Annotated in this window: 16 protein-coding genes, 2 tRNA genes and 1 rRNA gene (1 of these 19 running past the window's edge); 3 read left to right on the forward strand and 16 right to left on the reverse strand. The window is 69.6% G+C overall.

The window, feature by feature from the left end:
* Positions 1–66 (reverse strand): 16S ribosomal RNA (locus VAB18032_RS23590); it reaches 1,449 nt to the left of the window's first position.
* A 719-nt stretch (positions 67–785) separates the two neighbouring features.
* On the opposite strand from VAB18032_RS23590, the gene VAB18032_RS23595 reads away from it, so the two are divergent.
* Positions 786–1,013, forward strand: coding sequence for a hypothetical protein (locus VAB18032_RS23595; RefSeq protein WP_043721719.1), 228 nt, complete (start codon positions 786–788; stop codon positions 1,011–1,013).
* A gap of 6 nt (positions 1,014–1,019) precedes the next feature.
* Here the strand turns inward: VAB18032_RS23595 and VAB18032_RS23600 are convergent, their stop codons facing one another.
* From VAB18032_RS23600 to VAB18032_RS23625, 6 genes are all read right to left on the reverse strand, one after another.
* Positions 1,020–1,817, reverse strand: coding sequence for a carbon-nitrogen hydrolase family protein (locus VAB18032_RS23600; RefSeq protein ID WP_013735439.1), 798 nt, complete (start codon positions 1,815–1,817; stop codon positions 1,020–1,022).
* 61 nt (positions 1,818–1,878) lie between these two features.
* Positions 1,879–3,174, reverse strand: coding sequence for an ATP-dependent Clp protease ATP-binding subunit ClpX (clpX, locus tag VAB18032_RS23605; protein ID WP_013735440.1), 1,296 nt, complete (start codon positions 3,172–3,174; stop codon positions 1,879–1,881).
* Positions 3,175–3,382: 208 nt separating this feature from the next.
* A complete protein-coding gene (locus tag VAB18032_RS23610; protein ID WP_013735441.1) occupies positions 3,383–4,045 on the reverse strand; it encodes an ATP-dependent Clp protease proteolytic subunit in 663 nt (220 codons plus the stop codon).
* A gap of 14 nt (positions 4,046–4,059) precedes the next feature.
* Entirely contained in the window at positions 4,060–4,698 is a 639-nt protein-coding gene (locus VAB18032_RS23615; RefSeq protein ID WP_013735442.1) for an ATP-dependent Clp protease proteolytic subunit, read from the reverse strand.
* A 171-nt stretch (positions 4,699–4,869) separates the two neighbouring features.
* Positions 4,870–6,216, reverse strand: a complete 1,347-nt coding sequence (gene tig, locus VAB18032_RS23620; RefSeq protein ID WP_013735443.1) for a trigger factor — start codon at positions 6,214–6,216, stop codon at positions 4,870–4,872.
* Positions 6,217–6,375: 159 nt separating this feature from the next.
* Positions 6,376–6,449: transfer RNA gene (locus VAB18032_RS23625), tRNA-Pro, on the reverse strand.
* 266 nt (positions 6,450–6,715) lie between these two features.
* On the opposite strand from VAB18032_RS23625, the gene VAB18032_RS23630 reads away from it, so the two are divergent.
* Positions 6,716–6,789 (forward strand) — tRNA-Gly (locus VAB18032_RS23630).
* A gap of 217 nt (positions 6,790–7,006) precedes the next feature.
* On the opposite strand, the gene VAB18032_RS32165 is transcribed toward VAB18032_RS23630, so the two are convergent.
* The 4 genes from VAB18032_RS32165 to VAB18032_RS23645 form a co-directional block, all read right to left on the reverse strand.
* Positions 7,007–7,159: a hypothetical protein gene (locus tag VAB18032_RS32165; protein WP_157626876.1), complete on the reverse strand. Its 153-nt coding sequence runs from the start codon at positions 7,157–7,159 to the stop codon at positions 7,007–7,009.
* Between the two features lie 138 nt (positions 7,160–7,297).
* Complete coding sequence (locus tag VAB18032_RS23635; protein ID WP_013735445.1) at positions 7,298–7,915, reverse strand: hypothetical protein; 618 nt, start codon at positions 7,913–7,915, stop codon at positions 7,298–7,300.
* Positions 7,916–8,010: 95 nt separating this feature from the next.
* Positions 8,011–8,145 (reverse strand): hypothetical protein, encoded by a 135-nt coding sequence (locus VAB18032_RS33245; RefSeq protein ID WP_269764262.1) that lies wholly within the window; start codon positions 8,143–8,145, stop codon positions 8,011–8,013.
* A gap of 61 nt (positions 8,146–8,206) precedes the next feature.
* A complete protein-coding gene (locus VAB18032_RS23645) occupies positions 8,207–8,893 on the reverse strand; it encodes an MOSC domain-containing protein (RefSeq protein WP_043721721.1) in 687 nt (228 codons plus the stop codon).
* Positions 8,894–9,141: 248 nt separating this feature from the next.
* On the opposite strand from VAB18032_RS23645, the gene VAB18032_RS23650 reads away from it, so the two are divergent.
* A complete protein-coding gene (locus VAB18032_RS23650; RefSeq protein ID WP_013735448.1) occupies positions 9,142–10,356 on the forward strand; it encodes a S8 family peptidase in 1,215 nt (404 codons plus the stop codon).
* A gap of 8 nt (positions 10,357–10,364) precedes the next feature.
* On the opposite strand, the gene VAB18032_RS23655 is transcribed toward VAB18032_RS23650, so the two are convergent.
* Genes VAB18032_RS23655 through VAB18032_RS23675 form a run of 5 tightly spaced genes read right to left on the reverse strand, consistent with a single transcriptional unit; the run spans position 10,365 to position 14,878 of the window.
* Positions 10,365–12,182, reverse strand: coding sequence for an ABC transporter ATP-binding protein (locus tag VAB18032_RS23655; RefSeq protein WP_013735449.1), 1,818 nt, complete (start codon positions 12,180–12,182; stop codon positions 10,365–10,367).
* Positions 12,179–13,201, reverse strand: coding sequence for a TlpA family protein disulfide reductase (locus tag VAB18032_RS30245; protein WP_013735450.1), 1,023 nt, complete (start codon positions 13,199–13,201; stop codon positions 12,179–12,181). The genes VAB18032_RS23655 and VAB18032_RS30245 overlap by 4 nt, the downstream gene beginning before the upstream one ends.
* Before the next feature lies 1 nt (position 13,202).
* Positions 13,203–14,219: an MvdC/MvdD family ATP grasp protein gene (locus tag VAB18032_RS23665; RefSeq protein ID WP_013735451.1), complete on the reverse strand. Its 1,017-nt coding sequence runs from the start codon at positions 14,217–14,219 to the stop codon at positions 13,203–13,205.
* Between the two features lie 9 nt (positions 14,220–14,228).
* Positions 14,229–14,519: a hypothetical protein gene (locus VAB18032_RS23670; RefSeq protein WP_013735452.1), complete on the reverse strand. Its 291-nt coding sequence runs from the start codon at positions 14,517–14,519 to the stop codon at positions 14,229–14,231.
* Complete coding sequence (locus VAB18032_RS23675; protein WP_013735453.1) at positions 14,516–14,878, reverse strand: hypothetical protein; 363 nt, start codon at positions 14,876–14,878, stop codon at positions 14,516–14,518. Before VAB18032_RS23675 ends, VAB18032_RS23670 begins: the two co-directional genes overlap by 4 nt.
* Positions 14,879–14,901: the final 23 nt, after the last annotated feature.

A 14,901-nucleotide genomic window follows, 5' to 3' on the forward strand; every position in this document is an offset into this window, starting at 1 on the left:
CTCGACTTGCATGTGTTAAGCACGCCGCCAGCGTTCGTCCTGAGCCAGGATCAAACTCTCCAACAAAAACCTGTTGAACAATCCATCCCGACAACAAACAAAATGTTGCCAAAGGAATCCCAAACCAAACCAGAAACATCAAAGCCTCTAGCCGGCACGGGGCATAAACTACTTGGCACTGGCTTATCAAGCACCCTGTTGAGTTCTCAAAGAACAACCACACACCAAACTCCGGCCTCAATCAGAAGCCGTGTCTGGGGCAACCGCTCCAAACTATCCGAATCACGCTCAGCAGATCAACCTGATGATCAGGAAGGATCCTTGAGGATCATTCGGGGCCCACGTTGGCGCACGCCTTTCGGCGGTCGCTTCTTCCGTGGAGAACCGCAGACCGGCCAGTCACTCTCAGAGGACTCGCCCGGCTCCTGCCGGCTCCAGAACTCTACCCGGTCGGCTTCGCGATCGCAACTCCAACTTTCGGAGCCAACTCGCACCGCCCAGTCTCGGCCTCGCGACCACCTTCATCGCAGGACCGGCGCCCGTTCTCGGCCGGTTTGCCCGGCCTCCCTCGTGCAGAGAGAAAGTTACGCGTACGCACCGCAGAAGGCAAATCAGCGACTGTCGATGATGCTCTTCCGAGCCGGAACTCCGTCATCGGGGTAGGGGCGAGGTGAGCGGTAGCGAGTGGCGGCGCACCACGTAACCGACAACTCGGGTCGGCATCTTGGCGGCTTCGTACTCGCGCCGACATCCGAGGAGGGCATCGGCGTGCCAGAGTGTCTGGCATGGATGACGTGTCCCGGCCAACCAGCCCGGTCCTCGCCGAGGACGCGCTGCTCGGCCTCTTACTCCCGTTCTGGCAACTGATCATCGGAGCGTTCGTGCTCTTCGCCGTAGTGGTGTCGATCGGACGGCTGGTCCGGCGCGGCCCGTCACGGATGAGCACCGCGCTCCTCGTGACCGCCGCTGCCATCGCCGGCTTCGCGGTGGTGGGCGTACTGCTTCAGGGGTAGTGGCGCTCAGAGTCGGCGGTTGGCCAGGCTGGGCAGTTCCGCACGGATACGGGTCAGCCGGTCCAGGTCGACGTCGGCGATCGCGAACCCGGGGCCGTCCGCCACCTGGGAAAGCACCGTCCCCCACGGGTCGACGACCATGCTGCGGCCGTAGCAGGTCCGGCCCGGTTCGTGGTCACCGGTCTGTCCGGCGGCCGCGACGAAGCACTGGTTCTCGATCGCCCGGGCGCGCAGCAGGACCTCCCAGTGGTCACGCCCGGTGTGCATCATGAACGCCGCAGGCACCACGAGCAGGTGGGCGCCGCCGTCGGTGGCAAGTCGGCGGTACAGCTCGGGGAAGCGCAGGTCGTAACAGATCGACAAGCCCACCCGCAGCCCTTCGATCTCCACCACCACCGGCTGGTCGCCCGGGGCCACCGTGGCGGACTCCTGGTACGAGACCCGGCCCGGGATCTCCACGTCGTACAGATGGATCTTGCGGTAGCTGGCGGCGAGCGCGCCGGCGCGGTCGAAGACCAGCATGGTGTTCCAGGTGTGCTCGGGGTCGGGGCCGGCCTCGTGGAACGAACCGGCGATCACCCAGATCCCCCGTCGACGCGCGACCGCCGCGAAGAACTGCCCGACCTCACCATCGACCGGCTCCGGCGCGGGCATCCCGGCACCGGGCCCCAGATAGTCGACGTACTCGGGCAGGAGCACCAGGTCCGCGCCGGCGTCGGCCGCGCGGTCGATCAGGGCCTCCGCGGCGACGAGGTTCGCCTTCCGGTCGTCGCGGGAGTTCAGCTGGCAGACGGCGACGCGCATGATCTCAGGGTACGGGCGAACGACCGCAAGCGGCAGGGGCCAGGCGCTCGCCCCCGACGGATCAGGCGGACTTCTCCTCGCGCTCACGCCGGGCCCGGCGGCCGGTGAACTCGCGCGGAACGATTGTCGGGTTGACGTTCTCCAGGACCACCTCACGGGTGATGAGCACCCGGGCGGCGTCGGGGTTGCTGGGCACCTCGTACATCACGGAGAGCAGAACCTCTTCCATGATGGCGCGAAGACCGCGAGCGCCGGTGCCCCGCAGCATCGCCTGGTCGGCGATGGCCTCCAGGGCGGGGCGTTCGAACTCCAGCTCCACGCCGTCGAGTTCGAAGAGGCGCTGGTACTGCCGGACCAGGGCGTTGCGCGGCTCGGTGAGGATGCGCACCAGAGCCGACCGGTCGAGGCTGCGGACGCTGGTGATCACCGGCAGCCGGCCGATGAACTCCGGGATCAGCCCGAACTTGAGCATGTCCTCCGGCATCACCTGGCCGAAGATGTCGTCGGTGGAACGCTCGGAGACGGCCCGCAGCCGGGCACCGAAGCCGGTGCCGCCGTGGCCGGTACGCGCCTCGATGATCTGGTCCAGACCTGCGAAGGCACCACCACAGATGAACAGCACGTTCGTGGTGTCGATCTGGATGAACTCCTGGTGCGGGTGTTTGCGGCCGCCCTGCGGTGGCACGTTCGCCACGGTGCCTTCGAGCATCTTCAGCAGGGCCTGCTGGACGCCCTCACCGGAGACGTCACGGGTGATCGACGGGTTCTCCGACTTGCGGGCGATCTTGTCGACCTCGTCGATGTAGATGATGCCGGTCTCGGCGCGCTTGATGTCGTAGTCAGCGGCCTGGATCAGCTTGAGGAGGATGTTCTCCACGTCCTCGCCGACGTAGCCGGCCTCGGTGAGGGCGGTGGCGTCGGCGATGGCGAACGGCACGTTGAGCATCCGCGCCAGGGTCTGCGCCAGGTGGGTCTTGCCACACCCGGTCGGGCCCAGCAGCAGGATGTTCGACTTGGCCAGCTCGACGCCGTCGTTACCGGCGCCCGGCGCGTTGGCCGCCTCGGCCTGGATCCGCTTGTAGTGGTTGTAGACCGCGACGGCGAGCGCCTTCTTGGCCTGCTCCTGCCCCACCACGTAGGTGTCGAGGAACTGGCAGATCTCCATCGGCTTGGGAAGCTCTTCCCACTTCACCTCGCCGGTCTCGGCCAGCTCCTCTTCGATGATCTCGTTACAGAGATCGATGCACTCGTCGCAGATGTAGACCCCGGGGCCCGCGATGAGCTTCTTGACCTGCTTCTGCGACTTGCCGCAGAAGGAGCATTTGAGTAGGTCGCCGCCGTCACCGATCCGTGCCACCTACGTTCTCCCTGCACTCATCGGCCGGAGCCCCGGCCACGACCTGCGGACGCTACGCTCCGCCCGTCTCTACCCCCACCGCGCCGGTCGCCCGACGAAGCGGTACGGACCCGACGTTACCCGCTGCGGGAGCATTCTCCGACCCCCAAAACGGGTGTGTCAGAGGCCGGCGGACAACAGGCCCGTCCGGCCTCTGACTCCGTGCCGGTCAGCTGGCCGCGTTGGCGGCCAGCAGTCCCTTCTTGCGGCTGCTGAGGATCGTGTCGACCAACCCGTACTCGCGGGACTCCTCGGCCGTCATGATCTTGTCCCGGTCGATGTCCTTGCGGACCTTCTCGATCGGCCGGTTGCAGTGCCGGGAGAGCATCTCCTCCAGCTGGGTCCGCATCCGCAGGATCTCCCGGGCCTGGATCTCGATGTCCGAGCCCTGCCCGTAACCGCCCTCGGTGGCCGGCTGGTGGATGATGATCCGCGAGTTCGGCAGCGCCATCCGCTTGCCCGGCGTGCCCGCCGCCAGCAGCACCGCCGCAGCGGAGGCCGCCTGGCCCAGGCAGACGGTCTGGATGTCCGGCCGGACGTACTGCATGGTGTCGTAGATCGCCGTCATGGCGGTGAACGAACCACCCGGCGAGTTGATGTACATGATGATGTCCCGGTCGGGGTCCGTCCCCTCCAGGGTGAGCAGCTGGGCCATCACGTCGTTGGCCGAGGCGTCGTCGACCTGGACACCGAGGAAGATGATCCGGTCCTCGAAGAGCTTGTTGTACGGGTTGGATTCCTTGACCCCGTACGACGTGCGCTCGACGAACGACGGCAGGACGTAGCGGTTGTGCACGGCCGCGAACTGGGGCGGCAGGCTGAGGTCGGTCATCGTCTGCTCCTCGATCAGCTCAGGGTCCCGGCGCCCTCGGGAACCTGAGCGGCCCCGATGATCACCTTGTCGATGAAGCCGTAGTCCATGGCCTCCTGGGCGGTGAACCAGCGGTCGCGGTCCGAGTCCGCCTCGATCTGCGCCTGGGACTGACCGGTGTGGTGCGCGACCCGCTCCTGGAACATCCGCTTGGTGTAGAGCATCTGCTCGGCCTGGATCGCGATGTCCGACGCGGTGCCGCCGAGGCCGCCCGAGGGCTGGTGCATCATGATCCGCGCGTGCGGCAGGGCGTACCGCTTGCCCTTGGTGCCCGCGCAGAGCAGCAGCTGGCCCATCGAGGCCGCCATGCCCATCGCCACGGTCGACACGTCGTTGTCGATGTACTGCATGGTGTCGTAGATCGCCATGCCGGAGTAGACCGAGCCACCCGGCGAGTTGATCCAGAGGAAGATGTCCCGGTCCGGGTCCTCCGCCGCGAGCAGCAGCAGCTGCGCGCAGATGCGGTTGGCCACCTGGTCGTTGACCTCGCTGCCGAGGAAGATGATGCGTTCCTTGAGCAACCGGTTGTAGACCGAGTCGTCGAGGTTGCCAATTGAGTCGCCACCTCGGGCGTCGAGCGCCCGCGGCTTTGCTGGGATGTGCATGTCGGTCATGGCAGCCCTTCGCTCTCCGTACCGTCCTGTCCGACACTAACCGCTCAGCCGGGCGGCAGAGTCCCGCTCCGGGCACTGTTCGCTCTCAGCGCAGGGGCCCCGGGACTCGTACCCGGAAAGGGGTCGGGCCACCACCCACCGCAACCGGCGGACGGTGGCCCCACCCGACGATCAGTGCTCGTGCCCGTGCTCCGCCTCGCTGGCCTCGCGCAGCGCGTCCAGGCTGATCTCGTTGCCGGCGGTGTCCTTGATCGTGATGCGCTCCATGACCGAGGCGAGCGCCTTGCCCCGGCGGACGTCGCCGAAGACCGCGCCGGCCGCGCCGGAACGAACCAGCTGGTCGTAGTACTGCTGCGGGGCCATGCCGGCCCGCTGGGCGCGGTGGACGATCTCGTGGCCGAACTCGTCGTCGGAGACCTGCACGTCCTCGGCGTCGGCGAGGGTGTCGAGCAGCAGCTGGACCTTGACGCCCTGGGTGGCGGCCTCGGTCAGCTCGGCGTCGATCTGCTCCTCGGTCTTCTCCTCGGCGGCGAGGTAGTCCTCCATCGAGGCGCCGATGCGCTCCAGCTGGTCGACCATCGCCTGCTTGCGGCTCTCCACCTCGTCGCGGATGACGCCTTCCGGCGCCGGCACCTCGGCGGCCTCGACGAGCTGCTCCAGGGCCTTGTCCCGGGCGGCGTAGATCTGCTCGACCCGCTTGCCCCGGGTGACCCGCTCACGCAGGTCGTTGCGCAGCTCCTCGATGGTGTCGAACTCGCTGGCCAGCTGCGCGAACTCGTCGTTCAGCTCGGGCAGCTCCTTCTCCTTGACCGTACGCACGGTCACCAGGACCTCGGCGTCGCGGCCGGCGAAGTCGCCGCCGACGAGCTGGGTGGTGAAGGTGACGTCCTCACCGGCGGCGAGGCCGACCACGGCCTCGTCCAGGCCCGGCAGCAGCTGCTTGCTGCCCACCTCGTGGGAGATGTTGCTGGCCGAGCCGCCCGGCACCTCCTCGCCGTCGACGGTGGCCCGCAGGTCGATCTGGACGTAGTCGCCCTCGGCCGCGGCCCGCTCGACCGTCTTGAGGGTGGCGAACCGCTCGCGCAGGTTCTTCACCTGCTCGTCGATCTCGCTGTCGTCGACCTGCAGCTCGTCGACGACGACCTCGAGGGAGGCCAGGTCGGGCACGGTGATCTCCGGCCGGACGTCCACCTCGGCGGTGAAGCTCAGCGAGTCACCGTCGTTGAACTCGGTGATGTCGACCTCGGGACGACCGAGGGTCTTCAGGTCGTGCTCGCGGACCGCAGCGAGGATGTTCTGCGGGATGGCCTCCTGCACCGCCTCGTTGAGCACGGTGCCGCGGCCCACCCGCTGGTCGATGATCGCCGGCGGGACCTTCCCCTTACGGAAGCCGGGGATCTGGATCTGCTGGCCGATCTCCCGGTACGCCTTCTTGAGGCTCGGCTCGAGCTCGACGAACGGCACCTCGATGGCGAGCCGCACGCGCGTCGGGCTCAGAGTCTCGACGGTGCTCTTCACAGGCGTACTCCTTGACGGATCTCGGTTGATTCTGGGCGCACTTCGGCCCATCGAGTGTAGGCGAACCGGCGTGGCCGACCGGCAGCGCCCAGGGACCCCGGCGGCGAAGCATCCCGCTCGCCCACCGTCCCGGGTGCACCGGCCCCACGCTGGAGGCAGTCGGGGTGGCGGGATTTGAACCCACGGCCCCTCGCTCCCAAAGCGAGTGCGCTACCAAGCTGCGCCACACCCCGTGGCGACGAGCAGTCTATGCCTTCCATACGACAACCGGATGCCGGGGCGTCCCCCAACGCGCCGAACATGCAGCTTCCCCAGCCGGGCCGCGCCGCAGTCGCAGCGATGTCGCAGCATCCGCCCGCTGGGGTGGCTGCGGTTTCGCGGATGTTGCGGCATCGGTGGAGGACGGATACCCCCAGATCCCCGAAACGGCGGGATACGGCCGCGCGCTCGCCGCGGGCATTGGGTAGGCTGTCGGGCGCATCCGGTTTTCCGGGCGTACGCGGGCGTAGCTCAATGGCAGAGCTTCAGTCTTCCAAACTGACGGTGCGGGTTCGATTCCCGTCGCCCGCTCCACCGCACTCCGGCCTGGGCCAGAGGTTTCATCCCCTGATCATGGGCCGGCCGCACGCTCCCCTGACGCTGATCTTGCGGGTCGACCGCGGGCCACTACTCGCCGGGCAGGTGCCGATTCGGGTAGGTGTCCGGATGGATCCAGGCGCCGCGCACGCGCGGTGCAGGCCCGCCCACTCGGCTGCCAGCGGCCCGCGGCCGGCAGTGCGGGCGCTACGGCTTACCCGCGTTGCTCTGATGCTCGACGGCGATCCGCATCCTCAATGGCGTGGCGCACAGCCATCCGGATCACGATGTACAGGACAACCTGCCCCACCAGCCACATGACCAGCGCGAAGAACATCTGCGAAAGCGGGATCCCATCGAGCAGCATGGGCGGCACGATAGTTCGGAGCGGCCTGCCCTGCTGTCCTCCTGCTGCCGCTGTCCGGTGCTCACGTGCACCGCTTGAGCCGCCGAGGCTGTCAATGCCGGGCCAGGGACAACCGCCGCTGTGCCGACCGGTCGCTACCTAGCCCTGGAGGCGCTGCGCCCAGTACACCTGGCCGTCCTCACCCATGTAGACCAGGGCCAGCAGCAGGTCGGACATCGCCACCGGCGCGGTTGCCCTCGGAAGCTCCGGATCCGGCTCCTCGACGTACGGAAAGAGCGCGACGAAGGTGAGCGGTGCAGCCTTCTCGTCTGCCACATGGAGTCTGTTGCCGTTGCTCCGATACTCGTCGTCCCCGAAGGTGGCATCACCCGCGCCGCGGAGCCAGGAGTAGCGCTCGGCAATCCGGTTCTCGATGCCCGCGCTCCCGATACCGACGGCGGACTGTGGCGCGGCCACGCCGAAAACCTCCGGCTTGTGGTTGGTCCGCTTGTCGATGAGGAAAACCGCGAAGTAGCCGCCGTCCAGAGGCTTGGGCGGGGTCTGCCAGGAGACCCGGCCGAGCACCAGTTGGTCGCGTCCGTAGGTGACCGGGGCATGCGCCGCCTCGCCGAGCGCAGCCTCAGCCTCGTCGTAGCTCACGAAACGGAGCGATGACGTGACGGCCAGCGCTTCCGGACCGTACGGCGGATGGTTGTGCCACCACTGCCAGCCGACCACGGAGACTGCTGCCAGGATGACGGCCGAGATGGTTGCCATCAGCCGGGTCCTCCGCGACGTCATGCTCCACAGTGAAGCACGCAAGCACCAGATCCCGGAGTGGCCGAACCGACAGTCGGAGGCTCGGCCCTGACTTACCGGGGCCGCTTGTCCTCGATGTGCACGACGTCGAGCTCATGGCCGTCCCGGTCCCGCTTGTGGCGTCCGTACAGACCGACGGCCAGGTCGCTGCCGTCCGAGATCTCGTCGGGTCCCACGTAGGTCAGCACGTCGTCGTGGTGGCCGTAGACCACCCATCCGGGACCGGGATCGAGGGTGACGGTGGGGGGATCATTCCGGAGTCGATGGATCGGCGCTACCCGCGACGGGGGCCCGGGGTGTGCGCCGGCGGACCGTGTCCCGGGCCTCCTCGGGCAGGGCGTCGGCGGCCAGCAGTTGCGGCAGCAGGTCCGGTTCGAGGGTCAGGGCACGGAAGGCGAGTTCGACGGTCACCTGGTGCTCGGGCCGGTGCACGATCTCGATCGGGTCGCCGCCGCGAAGCTCGCCCGGTTCGATCACCCGCAGGTACGCCCCGGGCACGGCGGCCTGGGTGAACCGCTTGATCCAGCCCTGCTGTTGCAGCCAGTGCTGGAACGTCGAGCAGGGGATCCGTGGGGACGACACCTCCAGTACGACGTCCGGACCGATCCGCCAGCGTTCCCCGATCAGGGCGGCGTTGACGTCGAGGCCGGCGGTGGTCAGGTTCTCCCCGAAGCCGCCGTTGTCGAGCGGGACGTCCAACTCGGCCGCCCAGCGGTCCAGGTCCTCCCGCGCGTAGGCGTACACGGCCTGGTCGGTGCCGCCGTGGTGCTTGACGTCGTAGACGCGGTCGCCCGCCAGGCCGACCTCGCCGGTGCCCTTGGGGCCGGGCGCTGCGACGGCGACCGGGCCGTCGATCGGCCGCTTGTCGATGCCGGTCAGCCCGCCCTTGGCCGGGTTGGGTCGGGGCCGGCCCACGTTGACGGAAAGCACTCGCATCCGCTGACAGTACGACGGGTCAGCCGCGCGCGACGATTCGTTTCCACCTCGGTGAGGCCGGTGGGCATGTCGTGTCGACGCTGACCGCCGAGCGTCCGGTCCGCTGGACTATCACCATGGCACGCCGCCAGGACGGCCACTCGGAGCCAACTATATTCACCATGGTGAATCTGTCGGTACCATCCGGGCATCCATCGAGGTCCTGCCGAGGGCTACCGCCCAATCAGGGCCGCCAGGAGGAGGAACCGATGCCACTGCCCCGTCTGTACCGGCGAGGGCCGGCCGCCACCCGCAGGCCGCTCGCCGCACTGCTCACCGCCGCCGTCCTGGTCGCACTGACCGGCGGCCCGGCCGCCGCCGCGCCAGCCACCGGCGAGATCCGGTATGCCGACGCACCGGCCGCGCTCGCCGGCAGCTACGTCGTGGTGCTCCGCGACGACGCCATCGGCAGCCGGGCCACGGCCGACCGGCTCGCCACCCGGTACGGCGGCCACGTCGACCAGGTGTTCACCGACGCGCTGCGCGGATTCGAGGTACGCCTGACCGAGCGCGCCGCCCGACGGATGGCCGCCGACCCAGCGGTCGCCTACGTCGAGCAGAACCGGACCGTGACGCTGACGGTGCCCGGGGTGCAGTTCAACCCGCCGTCGTGGGGGCTGGACCGGATCGACCAGCGCCACCTGCCCCTCGACGGCCGGTACGCGTACCCGAACACCGCGCCGAACGTCAATGCGTACGTGATCGACACGGGTGTGCGGGGCAGCCACGGTGACTTCGGCGGCCGGGTCGGCACCGGTGTGGACCTGGTCGACGCCCTGCCGGCGGCCGACTGCAACGGGCACGGCACCCACCTGGCCGGCACCGTCGGCGGTGCCCTGCACGGGGTGGCCAAGCGGGTACGGCTGCACCCGGTACGGGTGCTCAACTGCGCCGGCAGCGGCAGCGTCGCCCAGGTGATCGCCGGAGTGGACTGGGTACGGGCCAACGCGGTCCGCCCGGCGGTGGCGCTGATGGCCCTCGGCGGCACCGCGAGCGCCGCACTGGACGCGGCGGTGACCAACTCGATCAACGCGGGCGTCAGCTACGTGGTGGTCGCCGGCAGCTCGAACGGAGACGCCTGCAGCGGCTCCCCCGCCCGGGTTCCGGCCGCGCTCACCGTCGCCGGCACCACGCAGACCGACGCCCGGATGCCCTCCGGGAACTACGGATCCTGCCTGGACCTGTACGCGCCGGGTGCGAACATCACCTCGACCTGGCACACCACCGACACGGCGACAACGACCCTGAGCGGCGGCTCGATGGCCGCCGCGCACGTCGCCGGCTGTGTCGCGCTCGCCCTGCAGACCAACCCCAGCTGGACCCCGGCCCAGGTCGCCGCGTACCTGATCGGTCGGGCCACCGTCGGGGTGGTCTCCGGAGTGCCCAGCACCACCGCCAACCGTCTGCTCTACTGCGGCCCCTGACCGCCGGGTCAGGTCGCGGGTTGCGGATCCTGGTAGCCGGCGGCCTGACGGCGGAACAGTCGGGCGTACGTACCGTCCAGGTCGATCAGCTCCTGGTGGCGGCCGCGTTCGGTGATCGTGCCGTCGGAGAGGACGACGATCAGGTCGGCGTCGCGGACGGTGTTCATCCGGTGTGAGATCAGCAGGCTGGTCCGGCCGGCGCGGTGTGCGGCGAGGCGTCGGCTGATCTCGTATTCGGCCTCGGCGTCGAGGCCGGCGCTGGGTTCGTCGAGCACGAGCAGGTCGGCGTCCTCGCGCATCAGTGCCCGGGCCAGCGCGACCCGCTGCCACTGCCCGCCGGAGAGCACCACTCCGGTGGTGGGGTCGTCGCGGTCCTCGGCGTTCATGTAGACCCGGGTGAGCAGGGTGTCGTAGCCGCGGGGCAGCGTCGACAGGATGTCGTCGACGCCGGCCAGTTGGGCCGCCGCCCGGATCCGGGCCGGCTCGTCGAGGGCGGCCACCTCGCCGAGGCCGATGTTGTCGGCGGCACTGAGGTCGTACGCCATGAAGTCCTGGAACAGCACGCCGATCCGCGCCCGCAGCTCGGCCGGGGGCAGGTCACGCAGGTCGACGCCGTCCCAGCGGATGCTGCCGCGGGTCGGGTCGTAGAACCGGCACAGCAGTTTGACCAGGGAACTCTTGCCGGCGCCGTTGCGCCCGACCAGGGCGACCGACGAGCCGGCGGGGATGCGCAGGCTCACCCCGCGCAGCACCCACGGCAGGTCGTCGCCGTAGCGGAACCACACGTCGTCGAGCTCGATGCCGTGCCGCAGCGGTGGCACCGCCGGTAGCGCGGTGGCGCGGGCGGGCAGGTCGGGTGGGGCCTCCACGACGAAGCGGTAGTGCCCGAACAGCAGCATCGCCTCGTGCAGTCGGCCGGCGTTGACGAAGGCGGTGCTCAGCCCGCCCTGCACGCCGGCGACGGCGGCCACGAAGACGGACACGTCGCCGATGGTGAGCGCGCCGGACCGGGCGGCGGCGACCGCCCAGATCAGACCGAGCCCGGCCACCACCGCGCCGAGCAGACCCTGCACGGACTGCACGAGCAGCTCGCGCCGGTCCATCCGGCGTTGGCCGGCCTGGATGCCGCGCAGTTCGGTGAGCATCCGGGCGCCGAACAGCCCGCCCAGGCCGTACAGGCGGACCTCCTTCGCGGCGGTGACGCTTGTCATCAGCTGGGCGTAGAAGAACTCCCGCCGGGCGGCGTGCCCGTACTCCCAGAGCAGCGCGGCGCGCTGCCGGCCGAGCCGCAGCTCCGCCCGCAGGGTGGGTACGGCGGCCACCGCCACCACCAGCACCATCCACGGGTTGATCGCGGCCAGGGTGGTAAGGAAGGCGAGCATGGTGATGAGCCCCTGAGCGGCGCCGAGGAAGCCGCTGACCACCTCCGGCGGCCCGGCGGGGCCGGTCTCCGCGGCGATGCTGAGCCGGTCGTGGAAGGCCGGATCCTCGAACCGGCGCAGCCCGAGCATCCGGCCGACGGCAGCGAACAACCGATGCCGCGCGGCCAGCCCGACCGATCGTTGCAGCTCGGCGTCGACGTAGCGGCCCAGTTCGGGCAGGAGCACGGCGGCGGCGCCCGCGCCGGCCAGCAGCAGCACCGGCCCGGTGAGCCGGTCGTCGCCGGCGGCCAGCCGGTCCAGTACGACCTTCATCAGCCAGGCGACGGCGATGGGCACCATGCCCCCGACGACGGTGAGCAGCACCCGGGCGATGAGCCAGCGGCGGGACGCGGCCCACGCCATCCGGGTCGCCTCGATCAGCGAGCCGCCTGCTTGTCTGATCACGGGGCGTTGGTGGCGGGCACCCGGTCGAGCACGAAGTGGCTGGCGACCACGGTGTCGCCGGAGAGCAGACCGAAAGCGGGGTAGCCGTCCACTCCGAAGGCGCGGGCCACGGGACCGCGTTCGGGCTCGTTGACCACCCGGGCCACCGGCGTGAGCCGTTCGCAGAGTTGGGTGGCGGCTTCGCCGGCGCCCAGCACGACGGCCAGCGCCTGTTCCCGCCCGCCGGGGATCGCCTCGGCCCGGGCGACGAATCCGGGCAGGCTCTCCGCGCACGCCGGGCAGCTCGGCGAGAGGAACGCCACAAGGGTTTCGCCCCGCAGCCCGGCCCGGGACACCGGCGTGCCGTCGACCGTGGTGGCGGTGAAGTCGCCGATCGTGGCACCGGCGGTCAGCATGATCGGCTCGGGGTTCTCCACCCCCTCGATGCTGACCTTCAGCAGGGTGGACTGCCGCCGCAACTGCGCGAGCACGACCAGCAGGACTGTGGTGTTGACCAGACACAGCACCGTGACCACCAGCAGCAGGACGGTCGTGAGGGCCATGTCACCTCCGGTCGGGTCAGCGGTGAGGGTGGGCGGCGACGGTGGCCGGACGCCACCGAAGGCCAGCGCCGCCCCGCCGAGGGCGACCGCCGTCAGCAGCAGGTTACGGACGACGTGGGCGGGCCCGGGTGGGCGTTCGGTGACGCCGAAGCAGCGGCAGGGCTCGCGGACGCCCCGGCGGACCATCCCGGCGACGGCCACCGTGAAGGCGGCGAACAGGCCGGTGGCCAGCGCGAAGGCCGTAGGCGCGAGGGCCGGGACGGCGACGGCGGCGAGCAGCGTCGCGGCGGTCAGCGCCTCGGCCGCCAGCACCCCCACGGCGAGCGCGCCCGCCCGTGCCGCCGGCACCCCGACGGTACGGGGCAGCGAGGCGCGGAAGGTCGCGAAGGCGGCCCGGTTGCGCACCTTGCCGGCCAGCGCCCAGCCGAGCGTGCCGCCCAGGGCCAACTGGGCGGCAAGCAGCAGCGCCCCGGTCATCTCAGTAGCCGACCTGGGTGACCTCGCCCCGCCGGAAGGGGCCGCCGGCCAGCAGCAGGTCGGCGATGGTCTCGTCCATCGGCAGACCCAGATCGTGCTGCAGCCACATGAACTGCCCGCCCGGGTTCACCTCCAGGAAGACGTACTCCCCGTCGGGGGTGACGATGAAGTCGATGGCCGCGTAGACGAGGCCGAGGTGGTCGAGCAGGCGTTGGGTCTTCGCCACCACCTCGTCGGGCAGCGGCTTGTACGGCCCGTACGGCAGGTGGTTCTCGCCACGCCAGTCCACCGAGGTGGTGGGCAACGCCTGCGAGTCGATGACCACCGGGAACCAGGTGTTCCCGACGACGGTCAGCCGGACCTCGTACGCCTTCTCGATGTACTCCTGGAACATGCAGATCGTGTGCTGGACCCGGTCGGCGTTGGTCAGCACCTCATCGCCCACGACTGTGGTGTAGAGGCCGCTCGGGAAGGCGCCCGGGTAGTGGATGACCCCACCGGTGAGTGCCTTGTAGACGACGGGCTTGTCGGCGGCGCTGACCAGGGCGCGTACCTCGTCGGGGTCGTTGGTGAGCAGGGTGCGGGGCACCCGCATGCCGACCTGCTTGGCCAACTGGAGTTGGTAGGGCTTGAGTTCGGCGACGGCGTCGACGTCGGGGCGGTTGACCCAGAGGCAGTCGGTGCTGCGCAGGATGCCGCCGATGCCGTGCAGCGCCTCGTTGCGGGCGAACTGCTGCTCGGCCTCGCTCATCTGTTCGTGGAAGCGGAAGGCTGTGGGGCGGCGGTACCACACCCCGGAGAGCCGATCGAGATCGACCTCCCGCCCGCGGTGCAGCAGCCGCCGCCGCTCGCCATCGAAATCCGAGGTGGTGAACGTCAGCGTCTGCGGGAAGTAGCTCAGGTCGACGCGGACGATGTCGGCGCCCCGCGCGGTGAGGGTCCGCACGACGGGGTCGACCGTGGGATCGAAGTCCTGGGTGAAGATCAGGATCCCGCGATCAGATGGCGAGGTGGTCATGCGTCGTCCTTACGCGCAGGCGTCGTCGGTCACGCAGTCTCCGCAGTTGGAGCCGGAGGTGCGGGTCTTGGTGTAGACACCGGCGGTGATGGCGCCGTCCGGGGTGACCCAGACCTGCTGGTCGGCGTCGTAGTAGCCGAGCTCGGTCTCGGTCTCCGCCGGAGTGCCCGGCTCCCAGTTGGCGAAGAGGTAGCCGAAGGGCTGGCGGTCGTGGTCGGCGGGCAGCGGCTGGCTGAAGTCGTGCCCACTGGTCATCGACAGCGAGGTGCGCAGGGGGTTGCGCGTCAGGGTGGCCGTCACGTCTGGTCTCCTTCTTTTCCGACTCTTTCGGCTGGCGGGTTGTCAGCCGACGACAGCGGCTCGGTAAGGCCGATAATCCCGGGCACCTCAGCGGAAAATGACCAGGTCTGGTCACCCGCGTCGTAGTGCCCGGCGTCAAGGATGAGATCGGATTCCAATTCGTCGTGGTCGGCGCGGTCGTAGAGGTATCCCAGTGGTGCAAGGTGGTGCCCGCGACGACGTTCACGCAGCTCGACATCGACGGCCCGCACGACGAGACGGGTGCCATCGAGCTCGGGACGGTCCAGCCGGAGGACGGTGACCGGGACGCTCGCGCCCCCCGGAAATCCGTCGCCCGTGACCTGTGCCCCGTTACTCACAGAGCCCATCCTATAGACGCATT

Source organism: Micromonospora maris AB-18-032, assembly GCF_000204155.1.
Lineage (GTDB): Bacteria > Actinomycetota > Actinomycetes > Mycobacteriales > Micromonosporaceae > Micromonospora > Micromonospora gifhornensis.

Excerpts from the sequence above, each read along its gene's own strand:
- VAB18032_RS23595 (WP_043721719.1), top strand. The coding sequence starts at position 786 with ATGGATGACGTGTCCCGGCCAACCAGCCCGGTCCTCGCCGAGGACGCG.
- VAB18032_RS23600 (WP_013735439.1), bottom strand. The coding sequence starts at position 1,817 with ATGCGCGTCGCCGTCTGCCAGCTGAACTCCCGCGACGACCGGAAGGCG.
- VAB18032_RS23610 (WP_013735441.1), bottom strand. The coding sequence starts at position 4,045 with ATGACCGACCTCAGCCTGCCGCCCCAGTTCGCGGCCGTGCACAACCGC.
- VAB18032_RS23615 (WP_013735442.1), bottom strand. The coding sequence starts at position 4,698 with ATGACCGACATGCACATCCCAGCAAAGCCGCGGGCGCTCGACGCCCGA.
- VAB18032_RS32165 (WP_157626876.1), bottom strand. The coding sequence starts at position 7,159 with ATGCTGCTCGATGGGATCCCGCTTTCGCAGATGTTCTTCGCGCTGGTC.
- VAB18032_RS23635 (WP_013735445.1), bottom strand. The coding sequence starts at position 7,915 with ATGGCAACCATCTCGGCCGTCATCCTGGCAGCAGTCTCCGTGGTCGGC.
- VAB18032_RS23645 (WP_043721721.1), bottom strand. The coding sequence starts at position 8,893 with ATGCGAGTGCTTTCCGTCAACGTGGGCCGGCCCCGACCCAACCCGGCC.
- VAB18032_RS23650 (WP_013735448.1), top strand. The coding sequence starts at position 9,142 with ATGCCACTGCCCCGTCTGTACCGGCGAGGGCCGGCCGCCACCCGCAGG.
- VAB18032_RS30245 (WP_013735450.1), bottom strand. The coding sequence starts at position 13,201 with ATGACCGGGGCGCTGCTGCTTGCCGCCCAGTTGGCCCTGGGCGGCACG.
- VAB18032_RS23665 (WP_013735451.1), bottom strand. The coding sequence starts at position 14,219 with ATGACCACCTCGCCATCTGATCGCGGGATCCTGATCTTCACCCAGGAC.